General features: G+C 64.5%; 15 protein-coding genes and 1 riboswitch. Of the genes, 11 read left to right on the top strand and 4 right to left on the bottom strand.

The window, feature by feature from the left end:
- Positions 1-315 precede the first annotated feature (315 nt).
- The gene (locus ACVOLV_RS12325; RefSeq protein ID WP_481554646.1) at positions 316-1,824 is read left to right on the top strand and encodes a VWA domain-containing protein; all 1,509 of its coding nucleotides are present in this window, start codon (positions 316-318) and stop codon (positions 1,822-1,824) included.
- A gap of 361 nt (positions 1,825-2,185) precedes the next feature.
- On the opposite strand, the gene ACVOLV_RS12320 is transcribed toward ACVOLV_RS12325, so the two are convergent.
- Positions 2,186-2,995, bottom strand: coding sequence for a DUF2884 family protein (locus ACVOLV_RS12320; protein ID WP_481554645.1), 810 nt, complete (start codon positions 2,993-2,995; stop codon positions 2,186-2,188).
- A 269-nt stretch (positions 2,996-3,264) separates the two neighbouring features.
- Positions 3,265-3,484, top strand: a riboswitch (cobalamin riboswitch).
- On the opposite strand from ACVOLV_RS12320, the gene ACVOLV_RS12315 reads away from it, so the two are divergent.
- The 6 genes from ACVOLV_RS12315 (at position 3,450) to ACVOLV_RS12290 (ending at position 9,964) form a co-directional block, all read left to right on the top strand.
- Complete coding sequence (locus tag ACVOLV_RS12315; RefSeq protein WP_481554644.1) at positions 3,450-3,659, top strand: hypothetical protein; 210 nt, start codon at positions 3,450-3,452, stop codon at positions 3,657-3,659. It overlaps the preceding riboswitch by 35 nt.
- Positions 3,660-3,754: 95 nt before the next feature.
- Positions 3,755-6,064: a ribonucleoside-diphosphate reductase subunit alpha gene (locus ACVOLV_RS12310; protein WP_481515147.1), complete on the top strand. Its 2,310-nt coding sequence runs from the start codon at positions 3,755-3,757 to the stop codon at positions 6,062-6,064.
- A gap of 144 nt (positions 6,065-6,208) precedes the next feature.
- Entirely contained in the window at positions 6,209-7,228 is a 1,020-nt protein-coding gene (locus tag ACVOLV_RS12305) for a ribonucleotide-diphosphate reductase subunit beta (protein WP_481515141.1), read from the top strand.
- 275 nt (positions 7,229-7,503) lie between these two features.
- Complete coding sequence (locus tag ACVOLV_RS12300) at positions 7,504-7,908, top strand: acyl-CoA thioesterase (RefSeq protein WP_481554643.1); 405 nt, start codon at positions 7,504-7,506, stop codon at positions 7,906-7,908.
- 11 nt (positions 7,909-7,919) lie between these two features.
- Positions 7,920-8,780, top strand: a complete 861-nt coding sequence (locus ACVOLV_RS12295) for an NAD-dependent protein deacetylase (RefSeq protein WP_481554642.1) — start codon at positions 7,920-7,922, stop codon at positions 8,778-8,780.
- A gap of 74 nt (positions 8,781-8,854) precedes the next feature.
- Positions 8,855-9,964 (top strand): NADH:flavin oxidoreductase/NADH oxidase, encoded by a 1,110-nt coding sequence (locus tag ACVOLV_RS12290; protein ID WP_481554641.1) that lies wholly within the window; start codon positions 8,855-8,857, stop codon positions 9,962-9,964.
- A 35-nt stretch (positions 9,965-9,999) separates the two neighbouring features.
- Here the strand turns inward: ACVOLV_RS12290 and ACVOLV_RS12285 are convergent, their stop codons facing one another.
- Complete coding sequence (locus ACVOLV_RS12285) at positions 10,000-10,938, bottom strand: LysR family transcriptional regulator (RefSeq protein WP_481554640.1); 939 nt, start codon at positions 10,936-10,938, stop codon at positions 10,000-10,002.
- 139 nt (positions 10,939-11,077) lie between these two features.
- Between ACVOLV_RS12285 and ACVOLV_RS12280 the strand changes: the two genes are divergently transcribed.
- Positions 11,078-11,341: a DUF2798 domain-containing protein gene (locus tag ACVOLV_RS12280; RefSeq protein WP_481554639.1), complete on the top strand. Its 264-nt coding sequence runs from the start codon at positions 11,078-11,080 to the stop codon at positions 11,339-11,341.
- A gap of 98 nt (positions 11,342-11,439) precedes the next feature.
- Complete coding sequence (gene purU / locus ACVOLV_RS12275) at positions 11,440-12,291, top strand: formyltetrahydrofolate deformylase (protein ID WP_303748366.1); 852 nt, start codon at positions 11,440-11,442, stop codon at positions 12,289-12,291.
- A 28-nt stretch (positions 12,292-12,319) separates the two neighbouring features.
- On the opposite strand, the gene pncA is transcribed toward purU, so the two are convergent.
- Both pncA and ACVOLV_RS12265 read right to left on the bottom strand, forming a co-directional pair.
- Complete coding sequence (pncA, locus tag ACVOLV_RS12270) at positions 12,320-12,940, bottom strand: bifunctional nicotinamidase/pyrazinamidase (protein WP_481554638.1); 621 nt, start codon at positions 12,938-12,940, stop codon at positions 12,320-12,322.
- A gap of 378 nt (positions 12,941-13,318) precedes the next feature.
- Entirely contained in the window at positions 13,319-13,651 is a 333-nt protein-coding gene (locus ACVOLV_RS12265) for an SMR family transporter (RefSeq protein ID WP_481554637.1), read from the bottom strand.
- A 160-nt stretch (positions 13,652-13,811) separates the two neighbouring features.
- Here ACVOLV_RS12265 and ACVOLV_RS12260 point away from each other — a divergent pair, with 160 nt between their 5' ends.
- On the top strand, positions 13,812-15,245 hold the full coding sequence (locus ACVOLV_RS12260; RefSeq protein WP_481554636.1) for a tetratricopeptide repeat protein: 1,434 nt from the start codon (positions 13,812-13,814) through the stop codon (positions 15,243-15,245).
- A gap of 11 nt (positions 15,246-15,256) precedes the next feature.
- The gene (locus ACVOLV_RS12255; protein ID WP_481554635.1) at positions 15,257-17,041 is read left to right on the top strand and encodes a FecR family protein; all 1,785 of its coding nucleotides are present in this window, start codon (positions 15,257-15,259) and stop codon (positions 17,039-17,041) included.
- Positions 17,042-17,046: the final 5 nt, after the last annotated feature.

The raw sequence follows: 17,046 nt of genomic DNA, 5'->3' as shown, positions 1-17,046 counted from the left end.
CCGTGCCCTCCCCCCCCCCCCCCCCCCCCCGCACCCCCCCCCCCCGCCCCCCCCCCCCCCCCCCCCCCCCCCCCACCCCAGCCCGCCCCCCCCCCCCCCCCCCCCCACTACGCTTCGAGCCCCTCTCCTGCTTGCGGGAGAGGGGTTGGGGTGAGGGCAGCTTTTCGCTGGTGAAGCCGAAGCTCAAAAGCCAACCCCTCCCCAACCCTCCCCTTGGCCTACGGCCAAAGGGAGGGGACGTTAACCCCACTCCCCACCCCCATCCGTTCCCATCCCCGTACGCCGCACCACGCGGCCCGCATGGGAGCAGGAATCATGGGTAGTGCAAAGGCTTCAAACCGGCCGGTGGTTCGCAACATGGCGCTGGCAGCTGCAGTGACATTGCTGGTCGGCCTGCCGGTAGCGGCAGCGGTTCGGCATACCCCGTTCCCGGTAACGGAGAGCACGGGCGATCTCAGGGCTCCGATCACGCAGCGTGTACGGCAAACCCAGCCCAACTTCCGTGCGCCCAACGCCACCGTCTGCAGCGACACGCCGGTGCTGCGCGAGGTTGCCGATCCCAGCCCCAGGCAGCAACACAACATCGCTGCGGACGGGCTTCGCCTGCGCAGGGGGGCCGGTGACAAGGGGGCTACCAAGATGATGGCACCACCGGCCCCGCCAGCACCTGCTGCACCGCCCGCACCATCCCCCGTGGTTGTCCGCGCCGAGGCCGCCGCCGATGCCAGTTATGCGGCGGCGGAAGCGCCGATGGCCTCGATCACCACCACTGGCAGCGTGCGCCAGCAGCAGGCGCCCGTCACCGCCGGTGTCGTTGATGACAACGCCGACTTCACCGCGTTCCAGCAGTTCCTGCAGCGCCATGAAGAAGCCAACGATCTTGGCCGCGATGTCAGCGTGCGCCAGCGCCTGCAGGTGGTCGATGCGCAGGGCCGCCCGGTGCCGGACGCGGAAGTGGCGGTCACTGCCCGCAACGGCGCGCGCATGTGGGCGCGCACCGATGCTGGCGGAAAGGTGTGGGTACATCCCAATGCCTTCGATGACCGCGATTCGGACAGCTACCAGGTACAGGTGCGGCGTGCCGGCAAGACCGTGACCTCGGCCCTGCAGCGCGGGCAGAAGAATGCCGTGCAGGTGGTGGTGGCCGATGCGCCGCTGCCGTCAAGGGCCAAGCTCGATCTGGTGTTCATGGTCGATGCCACCGGCTCGATGGCCGATGAAATCGACAAGCTGCGTGACACGCTGCAGGGCATCGTCCGCGATATCGCCCAGCTGCCATCCAATCCGGACATCTGCCTGGGGCTGGTGACCTACCGCGACCGCGGCGATGAGTACTTCGTGCGCGGTTGGGACCTGAGCAACAACGTTGCAGGTTTCCAGAAAGTATTGGACGGCGTACGCGCAAATGGTGGCGGTGATTACCCGGAAGCAATGAACGAGGCGTTCGATCACGCCGTGCAGGCGATGAACTGGCGTGGTGCCTCGACTACCCGCCTGCTGGTGTCACTGGCCGATGCGCCGCCGCATATGGATTACCCGCAGCCGCGTTACGAGCAGACCATGCTGGCGGCGCTGGGCAAGGGCATCAAGGTGTTGAGCGTGGCGGCGTCAGGCCAGGACACCACCGGCGAGATCGCGCAGCGGCAGATCGCGCAGTACACCGGCGGGCGTTTCATCTTCCTGACCTACAAGGATGCAAGTGATCCTTCCAGTGGACCGGGCAGCGAGACCGTGCATGAGGTGGAGAACTACTCGGTCGACACCCTGGACAAGCTGGTGGTGAAGCTGGTGCGCGAGGAGCTGGCGCAGTTGCCGAAGGGCTGAGCTGTGCCCCCTCCCTTTGGCGAAGCCAAGGGGAGGGTTTGGGAGGGGTAGGCTTTTGATCTTCAGGCATTGCCAGCTTCGCGGTTTACGCCGCTCCCACAAAGCCAGGTCCTGTAGTGCCGAGCCATGCTCGGCAGAGGCATTACCGGCAAAGCCCAATGCCGAGCATGGCTCGGCACTACGCTCCCTCCCTTTGGCGAAGCCAAGGGGAGGGTTGGGGAGGGGTAGGCTTTTGATCTTCAGGCATTGCCAGCTTCGCGGCTTACGCCGCTCCCACAAAGCCAGGTCCTGTAGTGCCGAGCCATGCTCGGCATTGGGCGGCTCCTGCCGAGCATGGCTCGGCACTACCAAAGGCAGGCCTTCACCTGGCGGGTAACGGAATGCTGTCGTCCTGGCCTTGCTCGCGCGCCGCCATCGTCGCGCTATCGCCGCTTACCCGCATCATCTGCAGTGGTTGGCCATCGAGGCGGAACTCCAATGCCGACTGCAGCCTATCCAAGGCCTGCACCTGCGCGCACAACGAGCGCGCATGCTGTTCCAAGGCAACAGTGCGGCCCTGCAGGCGCTGTTCCAGTTCGGCGTCGAGTTTTTCGCTGCGCTTGTCCAGCTTGTCCTCGCCGCCGGTGAATACCGCCCACAGCACACTGCGGGCGATCGAGCCGCTCAAACTCTCGGCGGCCGCTTCCACCCGCGCTTCGAAGCCTTCGTCGAACAAGTCCTGCTCCCAGCGGCCACGGCCGATGGTGGTGTCGACGAAGCGTTCGGCTTCCTTGCGCAGCTTGCGCACCTTGCGTGAGTTGGCATCGCCGGTCAGCGCTTCGTAGACCGCATCCAGGGTGTCGAAACTGATGCCCACCGATTCCCTGGCGATGCCGGTCACCGCCGGCATCAGCTGGCGCACGCCGTTCTCCAGGGCGCGCAGCCGTTGTGCATCCTCCGCTGAGACCTTCTGCATGCGGTTGTCGATGCTCAGCTGGCCGTCGTGGAACACGATCTCGCGCATCGGCAGCGCATCCCGGCGCAGCCAGATGCCGCCGCCATCGACCAGCACGTTGTAGTCGGTGGACACGCCGCACTGGTCAGCGGACAGCTCCGGTGCCTTGACCGTGCCGGCCTGGGCCGCCAGTGGCAGCAGCAGGGCAAGCGATACCGCGATGGATGACAGGCGCATGGCATGGATCCCTTGCCAGGAAGATGAGGCCAGCTTGGCGGCTCGTATCGCCGCTGGCGCAGGCCGGAAGTCACGTTGGCAATTTCATCAGAAATTTATGTTCCAAGAGCGAGTGGTTTTCCTACAAATAACCCTGCGAAAAGACTTGACTGCGCAGTCGGTTCAGGCCGTTTGCCCTGACTGTTTGCCGGCCGGCAAGGGCCAGCCCTTGTGCCGCAAGGCTTGGCAAATTTTTACTAGATTTGGTGTTGACCCTGTCATGTACCCCCACTATCTTGTGATCCGTCGGTTCCAGCAGGGGTTTCCCTGTTGGATTGAAAGGGAAGTCGGTGAAGCCTGTATGGCCATTCCGGCACTGCCCCGCAGCGGTAATTGGGAACGACCCCGCCAACAGCACTGAGGCACAGGCCTTGGGAAGCGGCGGAGTAGGAAGAAGGCCCCCGCCTTCGCGCCCATGAGTCCGAAGACCTGCCGACAGCCACGCGATGCACACCGCGTGGTGCCGGCTTGCGGTGTCTTCGAGGGGAAGACGGCTGGTGACGTGGTGCTGTGGCTGTCGCCGACCCTTGGTCGTGCGCTGTCGCGGCTGCTGCGACGCCGTCCTTCCATGCTCGCTGCTCCGTACCGGCTCTGCTTCCTGCTCGGGCAGGGGCTGCGTGCATAACGCTCAAGGACTCCATCGTCGTGACTACCACTCTTACTGACGTCGCTCCGGCTGAAGCCGGTTTTGAACTGACCCCGCCGCCGACCGCCACCGCCATGAGCGTGACCAAGCGCAATGGCAGCACCGAGCCGGTAGACCTCAACAAGATTGTCCGTGCCATCCAGCGTTGCTGCGAAGGCCTGCACGCGGTGGACCCGATGCGGGTTGCCACGCGCACCATCTCCGGCCTGTACAACGGCGCCAGCACCCAGGAACTGGACGAGCTGTCGATCCGTACCGCCGCCCTGCTGATCGGCGAAGAGCCCGAGTACGGCCGCCTGGCCGCACGCCTGCTGGCCAACTTCATCGGCAAGGAAGTCTCCGGCCAGGAAATCCATGCGTTCTCGCAATCGGTCGGCCGTGGCCACGAAGTCGGCCTGATCAACGACCGCCTGCTCAACTTCGTGCAGGTCAATGCACGCAAGCTCAACGACGCGATCGATCCGGGCTACGACCTGAACTTCGATTACTTCGGCCTGCGCACCATGTATGACCGCTACCTGCTGCGGCATCCGCATTCGCGCAAGGTCATCGAGACCCCGCAGCAGTTCTTCCTGCGCATCGCCAGCGCGCTGAGCGAGGACGTGCCCGAAGCACTGGCGCTGTACCAGCGCCTGGGCAGCCTGGACTACCTGCCGTCCAGCCCGACCCTGTTCAACGCCGGCACCAGCCACGAGCAGCTGTCCTCGTGCTTCCTGCTGGATTCGCCGCAGGATTCGCTGGAATCCATCTACGACCGCTATGCCGATATCGCCCAGCTGTCCAAGTTCAGCGGCGGCATCGGCGTCAGCTATACCCGCGTGCGTTCGCGTGGCTCGCTGATCAAGTCCACCAATGGTCACTCCAACGGCATCGTGCCGTGGCTGAAGACGCTGGATTCCTCGGTGGCTGCGGTCAACCAGGGCGGCAAGCGCAAGGGCGCGGCCTGCGTGTATCTGGAAACCTGGCATGCCGACATCGAGGACTTCCTCGAATTGCGCGACAACGCCGGTGATGATTCGCGCCGTACCCACAACCTCAACCTGGCCAACTGGGTGCCGGACCTGTTCATGCAGCGCGTCGAGGCCGACCAGGAATGGTCGCTGTTCGATCCGCGCGTGGTGCCGGAGCTGACCGATCTGTTCGGCCCGGCCTTCGAGCAGGCCTATGTGCAGGCGGAAACCCAGGGCAAGGCCCGCAAGACCGTGTCCGCACGCAAGCTGTACTCACGGATGATGCGCACCCTGGCCGAGACCGGCAACGGCTGGATGACGTTCAAGGACAAGTGCAACCTGGCCAGCAACCAGACCCTGCGTGCTGGCAACGTGATCCACCTGTCCAACCTGTGCACCGAGATCCTGGAGATCACCTCCAACGACGAGACCGCGGTCTGCAACCTGGGCTCGATCAACCTCGGCAACCACCTCGATGCACATGGCGATTTCGATTTCGAGAAGCTGGCCGAGACCGTGCGCCTGGCCGTGCGTCAGCTCGACCGCGTCATCGACCTGAACTTCTACCCGATCGAAACCGCACGCCGCGGCAACCTGCGCTGGCGCCCGGTCGGCCTGGGCTGCATGGGCCTGCAGGACGTGTTCTTCCGCAAGCGCATGGCCTTCGACTCCGCCGAAGCACGCGCGCTGTCGACCAAGATCGCCGAGGCCATCTATTTCCACGCGCTGGAAGTGTCCTGCGAGCTGGCCCAGGAACGCGGCAAGCACCCCTCGTTCAACGACACCCGCGCTGCCCACGGCGAGCTGCAGTTCGATGCCTGGAACGTGGTGCCGGACGACGTCGAGCGTTGGGACGCACTGCGTGAGCGCATCAAGCAGCACGGCCTGCGCAACTCGCTGATCATCGCCATCGCGCCGACCGCGACCATCGCCTCGATCGCCGGTTGCTACGAGTGCGTCGAGCCGCAGGTGTCCAACCTGTTCAAGCGCGAGACCCTGTCCGGCGACTTCCTGCAGATCAACCGCCATCTGGTGGCCGAGCTGAAGCAACTGGGCCTGTGGACGCCGGAAGTACGCGATGCGATCAAGCTGGCCGACGGTTCCATCCAGAGCCTGCCGCAGATCCCGGAAACCCTGCGCCACATCTACCGCACTGCATGGGAACTGCCGATGCGTTCGCTGATCGACATGGCCGCCGCACGCGGTGCCTATATCGACCAGTCGGCCTCGCTCAACCTGTTCATGGAAAGCCCGAACATCGGCGCGATGTCGTCCATGTACATGTACGCCTGGAAGCAGGGCATCAAGACCACGTATTACCTGCGCTCGCGTCCGGCCACCAAGATCGCCAAGACCACGGTCAGCAGCTACACCCCGGTCGAAGCCGTGGCCTGCTCGCTGGAAAACCCGGAAGCCTGCGAAGCCTGCCAGTAATCGCTTAAGCCCCTCTCCCGCCAGCGGGAGAGGGGTTGGGGTGAGGGCGCTTTGAAAGCAAGCAGACCCAGCCCTTCAGGAACCAACCCTCATCCGGCGCTGCGCGCCACCTTCTCCCGCAGGGAGAAGGGAATGGAGACCCCCATGTCCAATGAATCCCGTCAAATGCTGCTCGACCCCGGTTTCGAGCTGACCCTGCGTCCGATGCGTTATCCGGACTTCTATGAGATGTACCGCAACGCGATCAAGAACACCTGGACGGTGGAGGAGATCAATTTCCAGATCGACATCACCGACCTGCACCAGAAGATGTCGCCGGCCGACCAGCATCTGATCCACCGCCTGGTTGCGTTCTTCGCCACCGGCGACTCGATCGTGTCGAACAACCTGGTGCTGAACCTGTACCAGCATCTCAACGCGCCGGAAGCGCGCATGTACCTGTCGCGCCAGCTGTACGAAGAAGCGCTGCACGTGCAGTTCTACCTGACCCTGCTGGACAACTACCTGCCGGATCCGGAAGAGCGCTTCAAGGCCTTCGCCGCAGTTGAGAACATCGACTCGATCAAGAAGAAGGCAGCGTTCTGCTTCAAGTGGATCGATGCGCTGCAGGAAACCAAGCGCCTGGAAACCCGCGACGACCGTCGCCAGTTCCTGCTCAACCAGATCTGCTTTGCCGCCTGCATCGAAGGCCTGTTCTTCTTTGCCGCCTTTGCCTACGTCTACTACTTCCGTTCGCGTGGCCTGCTGCCGGGCCTGGCCTCGGGCACCAACTGGGTGTTCCGTGACGAAAGCTGCCACATGGAGTTCGCGTTCGAGTGCGTGCGCAAGATCCGCGCCGAAGAGCCCGACCTGTTCGACGCGAAGATGGAGCAGGAGGTCTACCAGATGCTGGAAGAGGCCATCGAGTGCGAAGTGCAGTTCGCCGAGGACGTGCTGTCCGGTGGCGTGGCTGGCATCTCCACCCGCGACATGCGCGAGTACCTGCAGCATTGCGCCGACAACCATTTCCTGAAGCTGGGCATGGCCAAGAAGTACAACGTGCGCAACCCGCTGCCGTTCATGGAACTGCAGGACGTGCAGGAGCTGACCAACTTCTTCGAGCGCCGCGCCTCTGCCTACCAGGTCGGCGTGCAGGGTGAAGTCGCGTTTGATATGGCGTTCTGATGTGCGCCCTCCCTTTCACCGCAGGTGAAGGGGAGGACGCTTGTCTCCCTCCCTTGCGCGAAGCGCAGGGGAGGGTTGGGGAGGGGTGCTTTGGGCTCTACACGTAGCGCTCGATTGCAGCTTTTTGCGGAAACCATCTGCAACAGCAACAGCAACAGCAAAGGCACCCCTCCCCAGCCCTCCCCTCGGCTGCGCCGAAGGGAGGGGGCAGGGCACTCACCGGCTGCACAGCTTTGCGGGCGTATCATCAGCGCCAACTTACAGGTGATGCCTCCATGACCCCCATCGTCGAAACCAATCCGCCGGTCGAAGTCCGCATGGCGGAAATCGTGTTCCCCAACCACACCAACCATATGGGCACGCTGTTCGGTGGCCAGGCACTGGCGTGGATGGACAAGGCGGCCTTTCTCGCCGCTGCCCGTTATTCGCGTTGCACCGTGGTCACCGCACGCTCGGACCAGGTCGATTTCAAGCTGCCGATCCGCATCGGGCAGATGGTGGAAACCATCGGCCGGGTGGTCAAGGTTGGCCGCAGCTCGATGCATGTTGAAGTCGAACTGATTGCCGAAGACCTGCACAACGGCGAGCGCGCGCTCTGTACCAAGGGCACGTTCGTGATGATCGCGCTCGATGGTGAAGGTCACCCGACCACCGTGCCGGCGCTGCCGACGCAGGTCTGAGCCGCACGGCGATGACCACTTCATCGGCACAGACCGGGCGCTTGTCGCCGGCGGTGATCACCGAACTGCCACAGTTCATTGCCGGCCATCGGCGCCTGTTCGTGCTCACTGGTGCCGGTTGCAGCACCGACTCCGGCATCCCCGACTATCGCGACAGCGACGGCCAATGGAAGCGCACGCCGCCGGTGACCTACCAGGCCTTCATGGGCGAGGAAGCAACTCGCAGGCGCTATTGGGCGCGCAGCCTGCTGGGCTGGCCGCGCTTCGGCCAGGCGCTGCCCAATGGCACGCACCGTGCGTTGGCGGCGTTGGAAGCCGATGGCCGCATCGAGCTGCTGTTGACCCAGAACGTGGACTGCCTGCATCAGGCAGCGGGCAGCCAGACCGTGATCGATCTGCACGGTCGCCTGGACCAGGTGCGCTGCATGGGCTGCGAAGCACGCAGCGCGCGCGAACACCTGCAACAGCGCCTGCTGGATGCCAATCCCGGCTGGGACATGCTGGAAGCGGGCATCGCGCCCGATGGTGACGCCGATCTGGAAACCGACTTCTCCGCTTTCAGCGTGCCTGCCTGCGACGCATGCGGCGGCGTGTTGAAGCCGGACGTGGTGTTCTTCGGCGAGAATGTGCCGCGCGAACGCGTCGCGGCAGTGCATGAACACCTGCAGCGTTCCGATGCGGTGCTGGTACTGGGTTCGTCGCTGATGGTGTATTCGGGTTTCCGCTTCGTCGATGCCGCCGCCAAGGCCGGTTTGCCGATAGCCGCTGTCAATCTTGGCCGCACCCGTGCCGATCACCTGCTGTCGTTGAAGGTGGAAATGCCCTGCGCGCAGGCACTTGCCTTCCTGTTGGACGGCATCAAGACGCAGTGATCCATCACCCCGGTTGAATCGGCGACCGCAGCGGCGTGCAATGAGCGCCCCCACTGTTGATGGACGTCCCCCACGTGAGCCAGCTTTTCTCACCGTTGTCGCTAGGCCCGCTTTCCCTTTCCAACCGCATCGTCATCGCGCCGATGTGCCAGTACTCGGCGCAGGATGGGCAGGCCACCGATTGGCACACGATCCACCTGGGCCAGCTGGCCCAGTCCGGTGCCGGCCTGTTGATCATCGAAGCCACTGCGGTCGAGCCGCGTGCACGCATCAGCTGGGCTGACCTGGGCCTGTGGGATGACGTCACCGAAGCGGCACTGGCCAAGGTGCTGGCGTCGGTGCGGCGCTGGTCGAGCATGCCGATCGGTGTGCAGCTCGCCCACGCCGGGCGCAAGGCGTCGACTGCGCGCCCGTGGGACGGTGGTGGTGCGATCGCACCGGATCAGGCGCATGGCTGGCAGGTGTTGGCACCGTCGGCGCTGCCGTTCAAGGCCGGTGATCCCACGCCTGAAGCATTGGATGACGCCGGCATCGAGGCGGTAGTTGAAGACTTTGCTGCTGCCGCCAAGCGCGCAGTGCGGCTTGGTCTGGAGCTGATCGAGCTGCATGCCGCGCATGGTTATCTGCTGCACCAGTTCCTGTCGCCGTTGAGCAACCAGCGCGACGATGCCTACGGCGGCTCGCTGGAAAACCGCATGCGCCTGTTGCTGCGGGTATTCGATGCAGTGCGTGCGGTGGTGCCGAGCAGCGTTGCACTGGGCGTGCGCATCTCTGCTACCGATTGGGTAGAAGGCGGCTGGGATGTCGCCCAGAGCATCGTGCTGGCCAAGGCGCTGGAGGCACGCGGCAACGACTTCCTGCATGTGTCCAGCGGCGGGCTGGATCCGCGCCAGCAGATTCCGGTCGAGCCCGGCTACCAGGTGCCGCAGGCCGCTGCGATCAAGGCCGAGATCGGCACGCCGGTGATCGCGGTGGGCTTGATCACCGAGCCGGCGCATGCAGAGGAAATCCTTGTCGACGGCAAGGCCGATGCGATCGGCATCGCCCGCGGCATCCTCTACGACCCGCGTTGGCCCTGGCATGCGGCTGCGGCCCTGGGCGCACAGTTGACGGTGTCGCCGCAGTACCTGCGTTGCGAACCGCATCAGGCGCGCGGGCTGTTCAAGCTCGCCAGGCAAGACTGAGTCCGAGCGCACCAGCGGCATGCTGCCGCTGGTGTTCAGGCGTGGTCGATGTCGATGCGCCAGGCCGGCGGCAGGGCATCGAGGATGTGCTGCAGCAACGAGCGCACTTTCGGGGTCAGGTCGCGGCGGTCGCTGACGCACAGGAACAGGCGCATCGGTTCTGCTGAGGCCTGCGCATCGCTGCTGGCCTCATCCTGGAACAGGGCCTGCAGTTCGCCGCGTGCCAGATACGGGGCGGCGACGAAGCTCGCCAGCCGGGTGATGCCGCCGCCGCGTGCGGCCATCGCCGCCAATGCATCGATATCGTCGCTGACCAGCGCTGGTCGTACCTCAGCATCAAAGCGCAGGCCGTCGCGGACGAAACCCCAGCGCAGGTAGCGTCCATCCAGCGGATAGCGGAACAGCAGGCAGCGGTGCTCGCGCAGCTCATCGGGTGTGCGCGGCGTGCCGGCGATGGCCAGATAGGCCGGTGCGGCGCAGAACACGAACGGCACCTGCGCGATGGGCCGTGCCACCAGGCCTTCTTCCAGCTGCGGCTCGATGCGGATGCTGACATCCACGTCTTCATGGGCGTGGTCGACGCTGCGGTCGGCCAGCAGCAGCTCCATTTCCAAACGTGGGTAGCGTTGCTGCAGTGCCGGCAACAGCGGTGCCAGCACATGCCGGCCGAAGGCGACGCTGCTGGCGATGCGCAGCCGCCCGGCGGGCTGTGCGTCGGGGTCGGTGACCGCTGCCTGGGCACGCTGCAGGTCGCGTTCGATATGCCTTACCTGGGCAAGATAGACGGCGCCGCGCTCGGTCAGGGCCAGCTGACGGGTGGTGCGGTTGAACAGGCGCACGCCCAGATGGGCTTCCAGCCGGGCGATGTTCTGGCCCACCGCTGCAGCGCTTATGCCCAGGGTGCGCGCGGCAGCGGCCAGGCTGCCGGCATCGGCGGTGCGGATGAAACTGCGGATGGAATGGAGAATGTTCATGCCGGTTGGCATTTTCCGGGAGGATTGCAAAGAAAATCTTTATAAAGCGCCAAGCCCGTACGATCTAGCCGTCTTCAGGGGCGCTGACTATCGTGCCCGGCCCGCAGCCTCTGATTGCTGCCTGCCTGGATCCCGCTGGATGCCCGACCCCCGTCCCATCGCCCTTGCCCGCTGGAAGTTGCACCCGCGCGCCACCCCGATTGTCTTTGCCTTCTTCATGGCTTCGATCATGGCCATGCTGATGTGCCTGGTGATCACCGCCGCCAATGCCGGCATCGACGGTCAGTTCCCGATGCGGGTGTTGTCCGCCTACTGCCTGGCGATGCCGACCGCCTTCTGTTGCGTGCTGGTGGTGCGGCCCCTGGTGATGCGTCTGGTGGCGCTGACCGTGCATCCGCACTGAGCCGGACGGCGGGCGAACCGTGTCAGCTGCAACTGTTTTTGCTGGGAATCGACTGGAACGGTTACTTTCCACGACCCCACTGATAAATGTTGTTGGCCATGCGTCCTGATTTCATCCTCACCCTTTCCTGCCCGGACCGCACCGGCATTGTTTACCGCGTGTCCGGCCTGCTGTTCGAGGCGGGTTGCAACATCCTCGATGCCCAGCAGTTTGGTGACGATGAAAGTGGTCGGTTCTTCCTGCGTGTGCATTTCGACATGAGCACCAGCGGGGATGAGCCGGTGGTGCGTGCCAGGCTGCAGGGCCTGGGCGAAGAGTTCGCGATGCAATGGGAGTTGCACGACGCGCGTCGCCGCGCGCGCCTGCTGGTGCTGGTCAGCAAGCAGGGCCATTGCCTCAATGACCTGCTGTTCCGCACCCACAGCCGCCAGCTGAAGGTGGACATTGCCGCAGTCGCCTCCAACCATAACGACTTCGCCGGGCTGGCCGGTTCCTACAATGTGCCGTTCCATCATCTGCCGGTGGGCGCCGAGAACCGCGAGCAGCAGGAACAGCAGATCATCGACCTGGTCGAGCGCGAGCGCATCGATCTGGTGGTGCTGGCGCGTTACATGCAGATCCTGTCGCCGCGGCTATGTCAGGCGCTGTCCGGCCGTGCGATCAACATCCACCACAGCTTCCTGCCCAGCTTCAAGGGCGCACAGCCGTACCACCAGGCGCATGCGCGCGGGGTCAAGATCATTGGCGCCACTGCGCATTACGTGACCTCGGACCTGGACGAAGGCCCGATCATCGAGCAGGACGTGGCGCGCGTGGATCACGCAATGACGCCGCGTGACCTTGTGCAGTTGGGCAGTGATACCGAATCGCAGGTGCTTGCGCGCGCAGTGCGCCGCCATGTCGAGCACCGCATCCTGCTCAATGGGCATCGCACCGTGGTGTTCCGCTGATCAGCCGAGCCGGATCAACCGATCTGGCTCAGTCGATATGAATCCCGCATTCGGTCAAGGCGATGCGGGTAGCGGCATCGTTGGCTGCTGACACCGGCCGGGTCAGCTCCCACAGGAAACGCACGGCGAAGCCGCTGATCGCAGCATCCTGCGCGCTCCACAACACACAGTAATCGCGTGCCAGGCCGCAGACGTGGACTTCGCGGATGCCACGCTCATGCAGCCAGCCGGCCAGGCCGGTCGGAGCACGCGTAGCCTGCGGGCCGATGTTTTCGCGGAACGCGCTATAGGAATCCACGTCGCGCTGTGTGCCTTTGCGCAGGATCAGGTCGGCATGCTTCCAGTCAACGCGAGCATCCAGCGTGGCACCGGCGCTGCCCTGCACACAATGGTCCGGCCATAGGGTTTGCGGCTGGCCATGCAGTTGGATGGAGTCGAAGGGTTTGTGCCCGGCGTGCTGGCTGGCGAACGAGGCATGATCGGCCGGATGCCAATCCTGGGTGGCAACCACGGTTTGATACTCACGGGCATCCAGCAATGCGGCGATGCCAGGCACGATGGCATCACCGTGCTGGCAGGGCAGGGCACCGCCGGGCATGAAATCCGGTTGTAGATCGATAACCAGCAGTGCAACGTCGGTTCCGTACATCGACAACTTCCTGACGCGGGGAAGCACAGTTTAAGCCAGCGACGATCGAAGCACGGTAGTGCCGAGCCATGCTCGGCAGGGGCGTTACCAGTAGTCCTGTGGGAGCGGCGTAAGCCGCGAAGCAAGCAAAGCCAAAGCACCCCTCCCCAACCGTCCCCTTTGCTGCGCAAAAGGGAGGGAGCAACGGCGGTAGTGCCGAGCCATGCTCGGCAGGGGCGTTACCAGTAATCCTGTGGGAGCGGCGTAAGCCGCGAAGCAAGCAAAGCCAAAGCGCCCCTCCCCAACCCTCCCCTTTGCTGCGCAAAAGGGAGGGAGCAACGGCGGTAGTGCCGAGCCATGCTCGGCAGGGGCGTTGCCGGCAATGCTCGAGGCTACCCTTCAATGTGCCGACGAGCGCGAGAACAGGTTGATCACCAGCACCCCGGCGCAGATCAGGCCGATGCCGACGATGGCGGGCATATCAAGCTTCTGCTTGAACACGAACAGCCCGATCAACGAGATCAGCACGATTCCCACGCCGGACCAGATCGCATAGGCGATGCCGGTCGGTATCGTCTTCATCACCAGCGCCAGCAACCAGAAGCACAGGCTGTAACCGAGCAGGGCGCCAACCGTCGGCCACAACCGGCTCATGCCATCGGAGGCCTTGAGCAGGGAGGTGGCGATTACTTCCAGTGCGATGGCGCAGGCCAGCAGGGCATAGGCATTCATTGGACAGGCTCGGTGGTGCAGGGGGCGTTGATTCTAACGGGGGCATCTTGCAGGCGGGTGCTGGCGCCCGGCCGAGGTCTTACGGTGGGTGGATAGACTCCGCGCATGTTTGCGCCTGGGCTGTCGGCCGGCGGCCGCTACCGCGATGCAGGAGATCACTGTGGAATCATGGAGCTTGGGGGGGCAGTACCGTCGCCTGGATGGACATGTGCTGGACGTACGGCGGGGACGCGCGCGCCTTGCTGTCCTGGCGACGGTATTGTGCTTGTTCCCCGCCCGCGCTGTGCTGGCACAACATCAGACCTATAACCTGCCTGCGGCTGTGCCGGCCGCTGAAGTGCCGGCGCTGGAGACGCAGCGCCGGCAGCTGTTCCAGACGATCCTCGATGACCCCGCGGATCTGGAAGCGGGTTTCGCCTATGCGGTGCTGTCGACCCGCGTAGGTGACTACGAGGCCGCCATTGCCACCTACGAGCGCATGCTGATCGTGCGGCCCGGCACGCCGCGCCTGCAGCTGGAACTGGCGGCGCTGTATTTCCGTCTGGGTGCGTATCCGCGTGCGCGGCAGTTGTTCGACCGGGTATTGGCATTGCCGGAGACGCCGGATACGGTGCGTCGCCGCATTGCCGGCTACATGGCCGTGATCGAAGGCGACCGCAAGCAACGTGGCGGTTTCAGCGGCATGCTCAGCATCGGCGCGCGTACGGAGAGCAATGCCAACGGTGCACCGGACCGCGACAGCATCAGCTTGAATGGCCGTGATTTCGAGTTGGCGCCGGATTCGCGCGCCGCCAGCGACAGCAGCCTGCAGCTGGGCGCGTTGCTGCGTTATCGGCAGCCGATCTCGAAGCAGGGTGACGTGTTGGACGTGTCGCTGGCGGCAGCATCCAGCCGCTACCGGCAGATGGGTGAACTGGGCAGTGATGGGCTGGAGCTGCGGTTGGGCCCGGATTTCTCGCTCAATCGCTGGGGGCTGCGCGATGGCCGTGTCGCGGTTGCCGGCCTGCTTGGGCAGACCTGGTTGGATGGCAGCCGCTACATGCATGCAGGTGGCTTAGCGGTCGCCTTCCGCAAGCCGGTTGGCCGCGAATCACTGATCGCGGCCAATATCGACTGGCGTGATGAGCGCTACACACCCGCGCCTGACATGGCCAGCGCCAAAGGCTATTCGGGTGATCGCTACCGCGCCAGCGTCAGCTACAGCCGCCAGCTTGCCGACGACTGGCAGTTGCTGCTCAGCCCGGGCGTGGAGCGGCGCGAGGCGAAGCTGGACTTCAACAGCTACTGGGAGCCGCGCTTCAATCTTGGTGTGAACTACCGCTATCCCGCATTGCTGGGCAAGCGCAGCCAGCCGTGGGTGCTGGCGCTGAGCGCGCAGGCGGCGCGACGGGTCAACGATGTGCCGATGACGGTGGTCAGCCGCGATACGCGCCAGCGCGGCAACGAACTGGTGGTGCAGGCGGTGCAGACCATTCCTTTGCGCGGCAGTACCGATCTGCAGCTGTATGCCGGTTATCGGCGATTGCATTCGAACTATGCGCTGCGCGAGTACAGCAATCGGTTTGCTGGCTTTTCACTGATTCAAGCGTTCTGAGGATACCGGCGATGCGTCTCCATCTTCCCGTATTGGTGATTGCAGGCCTGCTGCTTGCAGTGGCGCCGGCGTCGGCCGAAAAGGTCGGCACCGCGGCAGCAGTGGCACCCGACGCACAGAGCTACTTCGGCTCAACGGCGCCGCGTGTGGTGCGATTGGGTGACACCGTGCTGCGTGACCAGCGCTTCCAGACCGACGCCAAGGGCGTGGTACAGGTGCTGCTGGTGGATGGCTCCAGCTTCACCATTGGCCCGCGCTCGTCGTTGGTGATCGATCGCTTCGTCTACGACCCGGACAAAGGCACGGCGCAATTGGCCGGTAGTGTGTCGCGCGGGGTGATGCGCTTCATCGGCGGCGCAGCCTCCAAGAGCGCCGATGGCGTGAAGATCAAGACGCCGGTGGGCGTGGCCGGCATCCGTGGCGGCATCCTGGGCTTGTGCGTGGACGATGCAGCGGCTGGTTGCGCGGGCAGTGTGGTCGGTCACTTCGAGTACGGCGTGGGCGCCGAGTTCATACCCACGCAGGGGGCGGCAGTGGTATTGCATCAGCCGGGCACGGGCTTCAGTTCCGATGGCGACGGCGCCTCGGTAAACAATGGCGGCGCTGCTCCGGTTGATCCGGCGGCGGCCTTGCCGCCAACGGCGGGCGATGACGATCAGGATGTGGGTGGCCTGGCCTCGCAGCCGAATGAGCGTGCCGGATTCAGTGGCGGTCCGATGGGGCCGGAGCTGGGTGTGCCTGGCGTCGCACCGGGGGAAGGTCCGTCGGCCTTGCTGGCGAGCGAGCAGGGCGACAGCCCGGGGCAGTCGCAGATCGAGACCGAGATCGAGCAGAGCGGCACGCCGCCCAATCCGGTAGATCCAGTGGATCCTGTTGGGCCGGTAGATCCCGTGGATCCAGTAGATCCAGTGGATCCGGTAGATCCGGTAGATCCGGTAGATCCCGTGGATCCAGTAGATCCGGTAGATCCGGTAGATCCGGTAGATCCAGCGCTCCCGAAGACATTGAACGGCACCCTGCAGGGTTTTGCCTCGGCGTATGCCGGTGACACGGCGGTGTCCTCAACGGCTGCAACCTTCCAGTTCGACGCGGCGGCAGGAACCTTCACCGCCACCATCGCGCCGGAGTCCTGGGAAGGAGCTTCGCTGTCGGGCAGCGGTGACTATCTGCATGACCGTAGCTACGAGTTCGATAACAGCCAGGGCAATCTGCGCGTGGATGGCAGCCCGGATCTGCTCTGCAATTGCGACTATCTGAGCTGGGGCCATTGGGAAGCGAGCAACGTGCCGGGAATTCCTTCGGGCGTGCCTGGAGAGGATGTGCCGTCTCATGTCGCGCAGAACGGCTATTGGATCATCGGCAAGCTCACCCCGCTGGCGGACCTGCCGAGCAACATCGTAGCGACATACTCGGGGATGGCGATCGGTGCCGCTTACAGGGATGACGAGCTCATCCAGGGGCTGACCGGCGACTTCACCGCGACGGTGGATTTCGGCACCGGTACCGGCAGCCTGGCCATCGCCAACTTCGGCGGTCATAGCTTCGGCAGCACTTTCGATCTTGGCTCGGCATCTTCCAGCATGCCGGACAACGCGATCTCCGGCAGTTTCGAATCAACCATGGCCGCACCTTACTTCGGCAGCTATAGCGCGGGCTTCGCCTCCGATGGAAGTGATGGCACCGCGGCGATGCTGGGCACCTTCAACGTGCGTGAGGAGAGCTCGTCGAACTGGTCGGCGACAGGCATCTTCGCCGGCAAGAAAACAGCTGAGACACCGTCCGCCGTCGGTCCGTGAGGAGT

The sequence above is a fragment of the Stenotrophomonas sp. STEN023 genome (genome assembly GCF_056760135.1).
This window is presented reverse-complemented; position numbering and strand designations above follow the sequence as displayed.

Excerpts from the sequence above, each read along its gene's own strand:
- ACVOLV_RS12320 (WP_481554645.1), bottom strand. The coding sequence starts at position 2,995 with ATGCGCCTGTCATCCATCGCGGTATCGCTTGCCCTGCTGCTGCCACTG.
- ACVOLV_RS12295 (WP_481554642.1), top strand. The coding sequence starts at position 7,920 with ATGACCACTTCATCGGCACAGACCGGGCGCTTGTCGCCGGCGGTGATC.
- ACVOLV_RS12265 (WP_481554637.1), bottom strand. The coding sequence starts at position 13,651 with ATGAATGCCTATGCCCTGCTGGCCTGCGCCATCGCACTGGAAGTAATC.
- ACVOLV_RS12310 (WP_481515147.1), top strand. The coding sequence starts at position 3,755 with ATGAGCGTGACCAAGCGCAATGGCAGCACCGAGCCGGTAGACCTCAAC.
- ACVOLV_RS12300 (WP_481554643.1), top strand. The coding sequence starts at position 7,504 with ATGACCCCCATCGTCGAAACCAATCCGCCGGTCGAAGTCCGCATGGCG.
- ACVOLV_RS12285 (WP_481554640.1), bottom strand. The coding sequence starts at position 10,938 with ATGAACATTCTCCATTCCATCCGCAGTTTCATCCGCACCGCCGATGCC.
- pncA (WP_481554638.1), bottom strand. The coding sequence starts at position 12,940 with ATGTACGGAACCGACGTTGCACTGCTGGTTATCGATCTACAACCGGAT.
- ACVOLV_RS12305 (WP_481515141.1), top strand. The coding sequence starts at position 6,209 with ATGTCCAATGAATCCCGTCAAATGCTGCTCGACCCCGGTTTCGAGCTG.
- ACVOLV_RS12325 (WP_481554646.1), top strand. The coding sequence starts at position 316 with ATGGGTAGTGCAAAGGCTTCAAACCGGCCGGTGGTTCGCAACATGGCG.
- ACVOLV_RS12255 (WP_481554635.1), top strand. The coding sequence starts at position 15,257 with ATGCGTCTCCATCTTCCCGTATTGGTGATTGCAGGCCTGCTGCTTGCA.
- ACVOLV_RS12280 (WP_481554639.1), top strand. The coding sequence starts at position 11,078 with ATGCCCGACCCCCGTCCCATCGCCCTTGCCCGCTGGAAGTTGCACCCG.
- ACVOLV_RS12315 (WP_481554644.1), top strand. The coding sequence starts at position 3,450 with ATGAGTCCGAAGACCTGCCGACAGCCACGCGATGCACACCGCGTGGTG.
- purU (WP_303748366.1), top strand. The coding sequence starts at position 11,440 with ATGCGTCCTGATTTCATCCTCACCCTTTCCTGCCCGGACCGCACCGGC.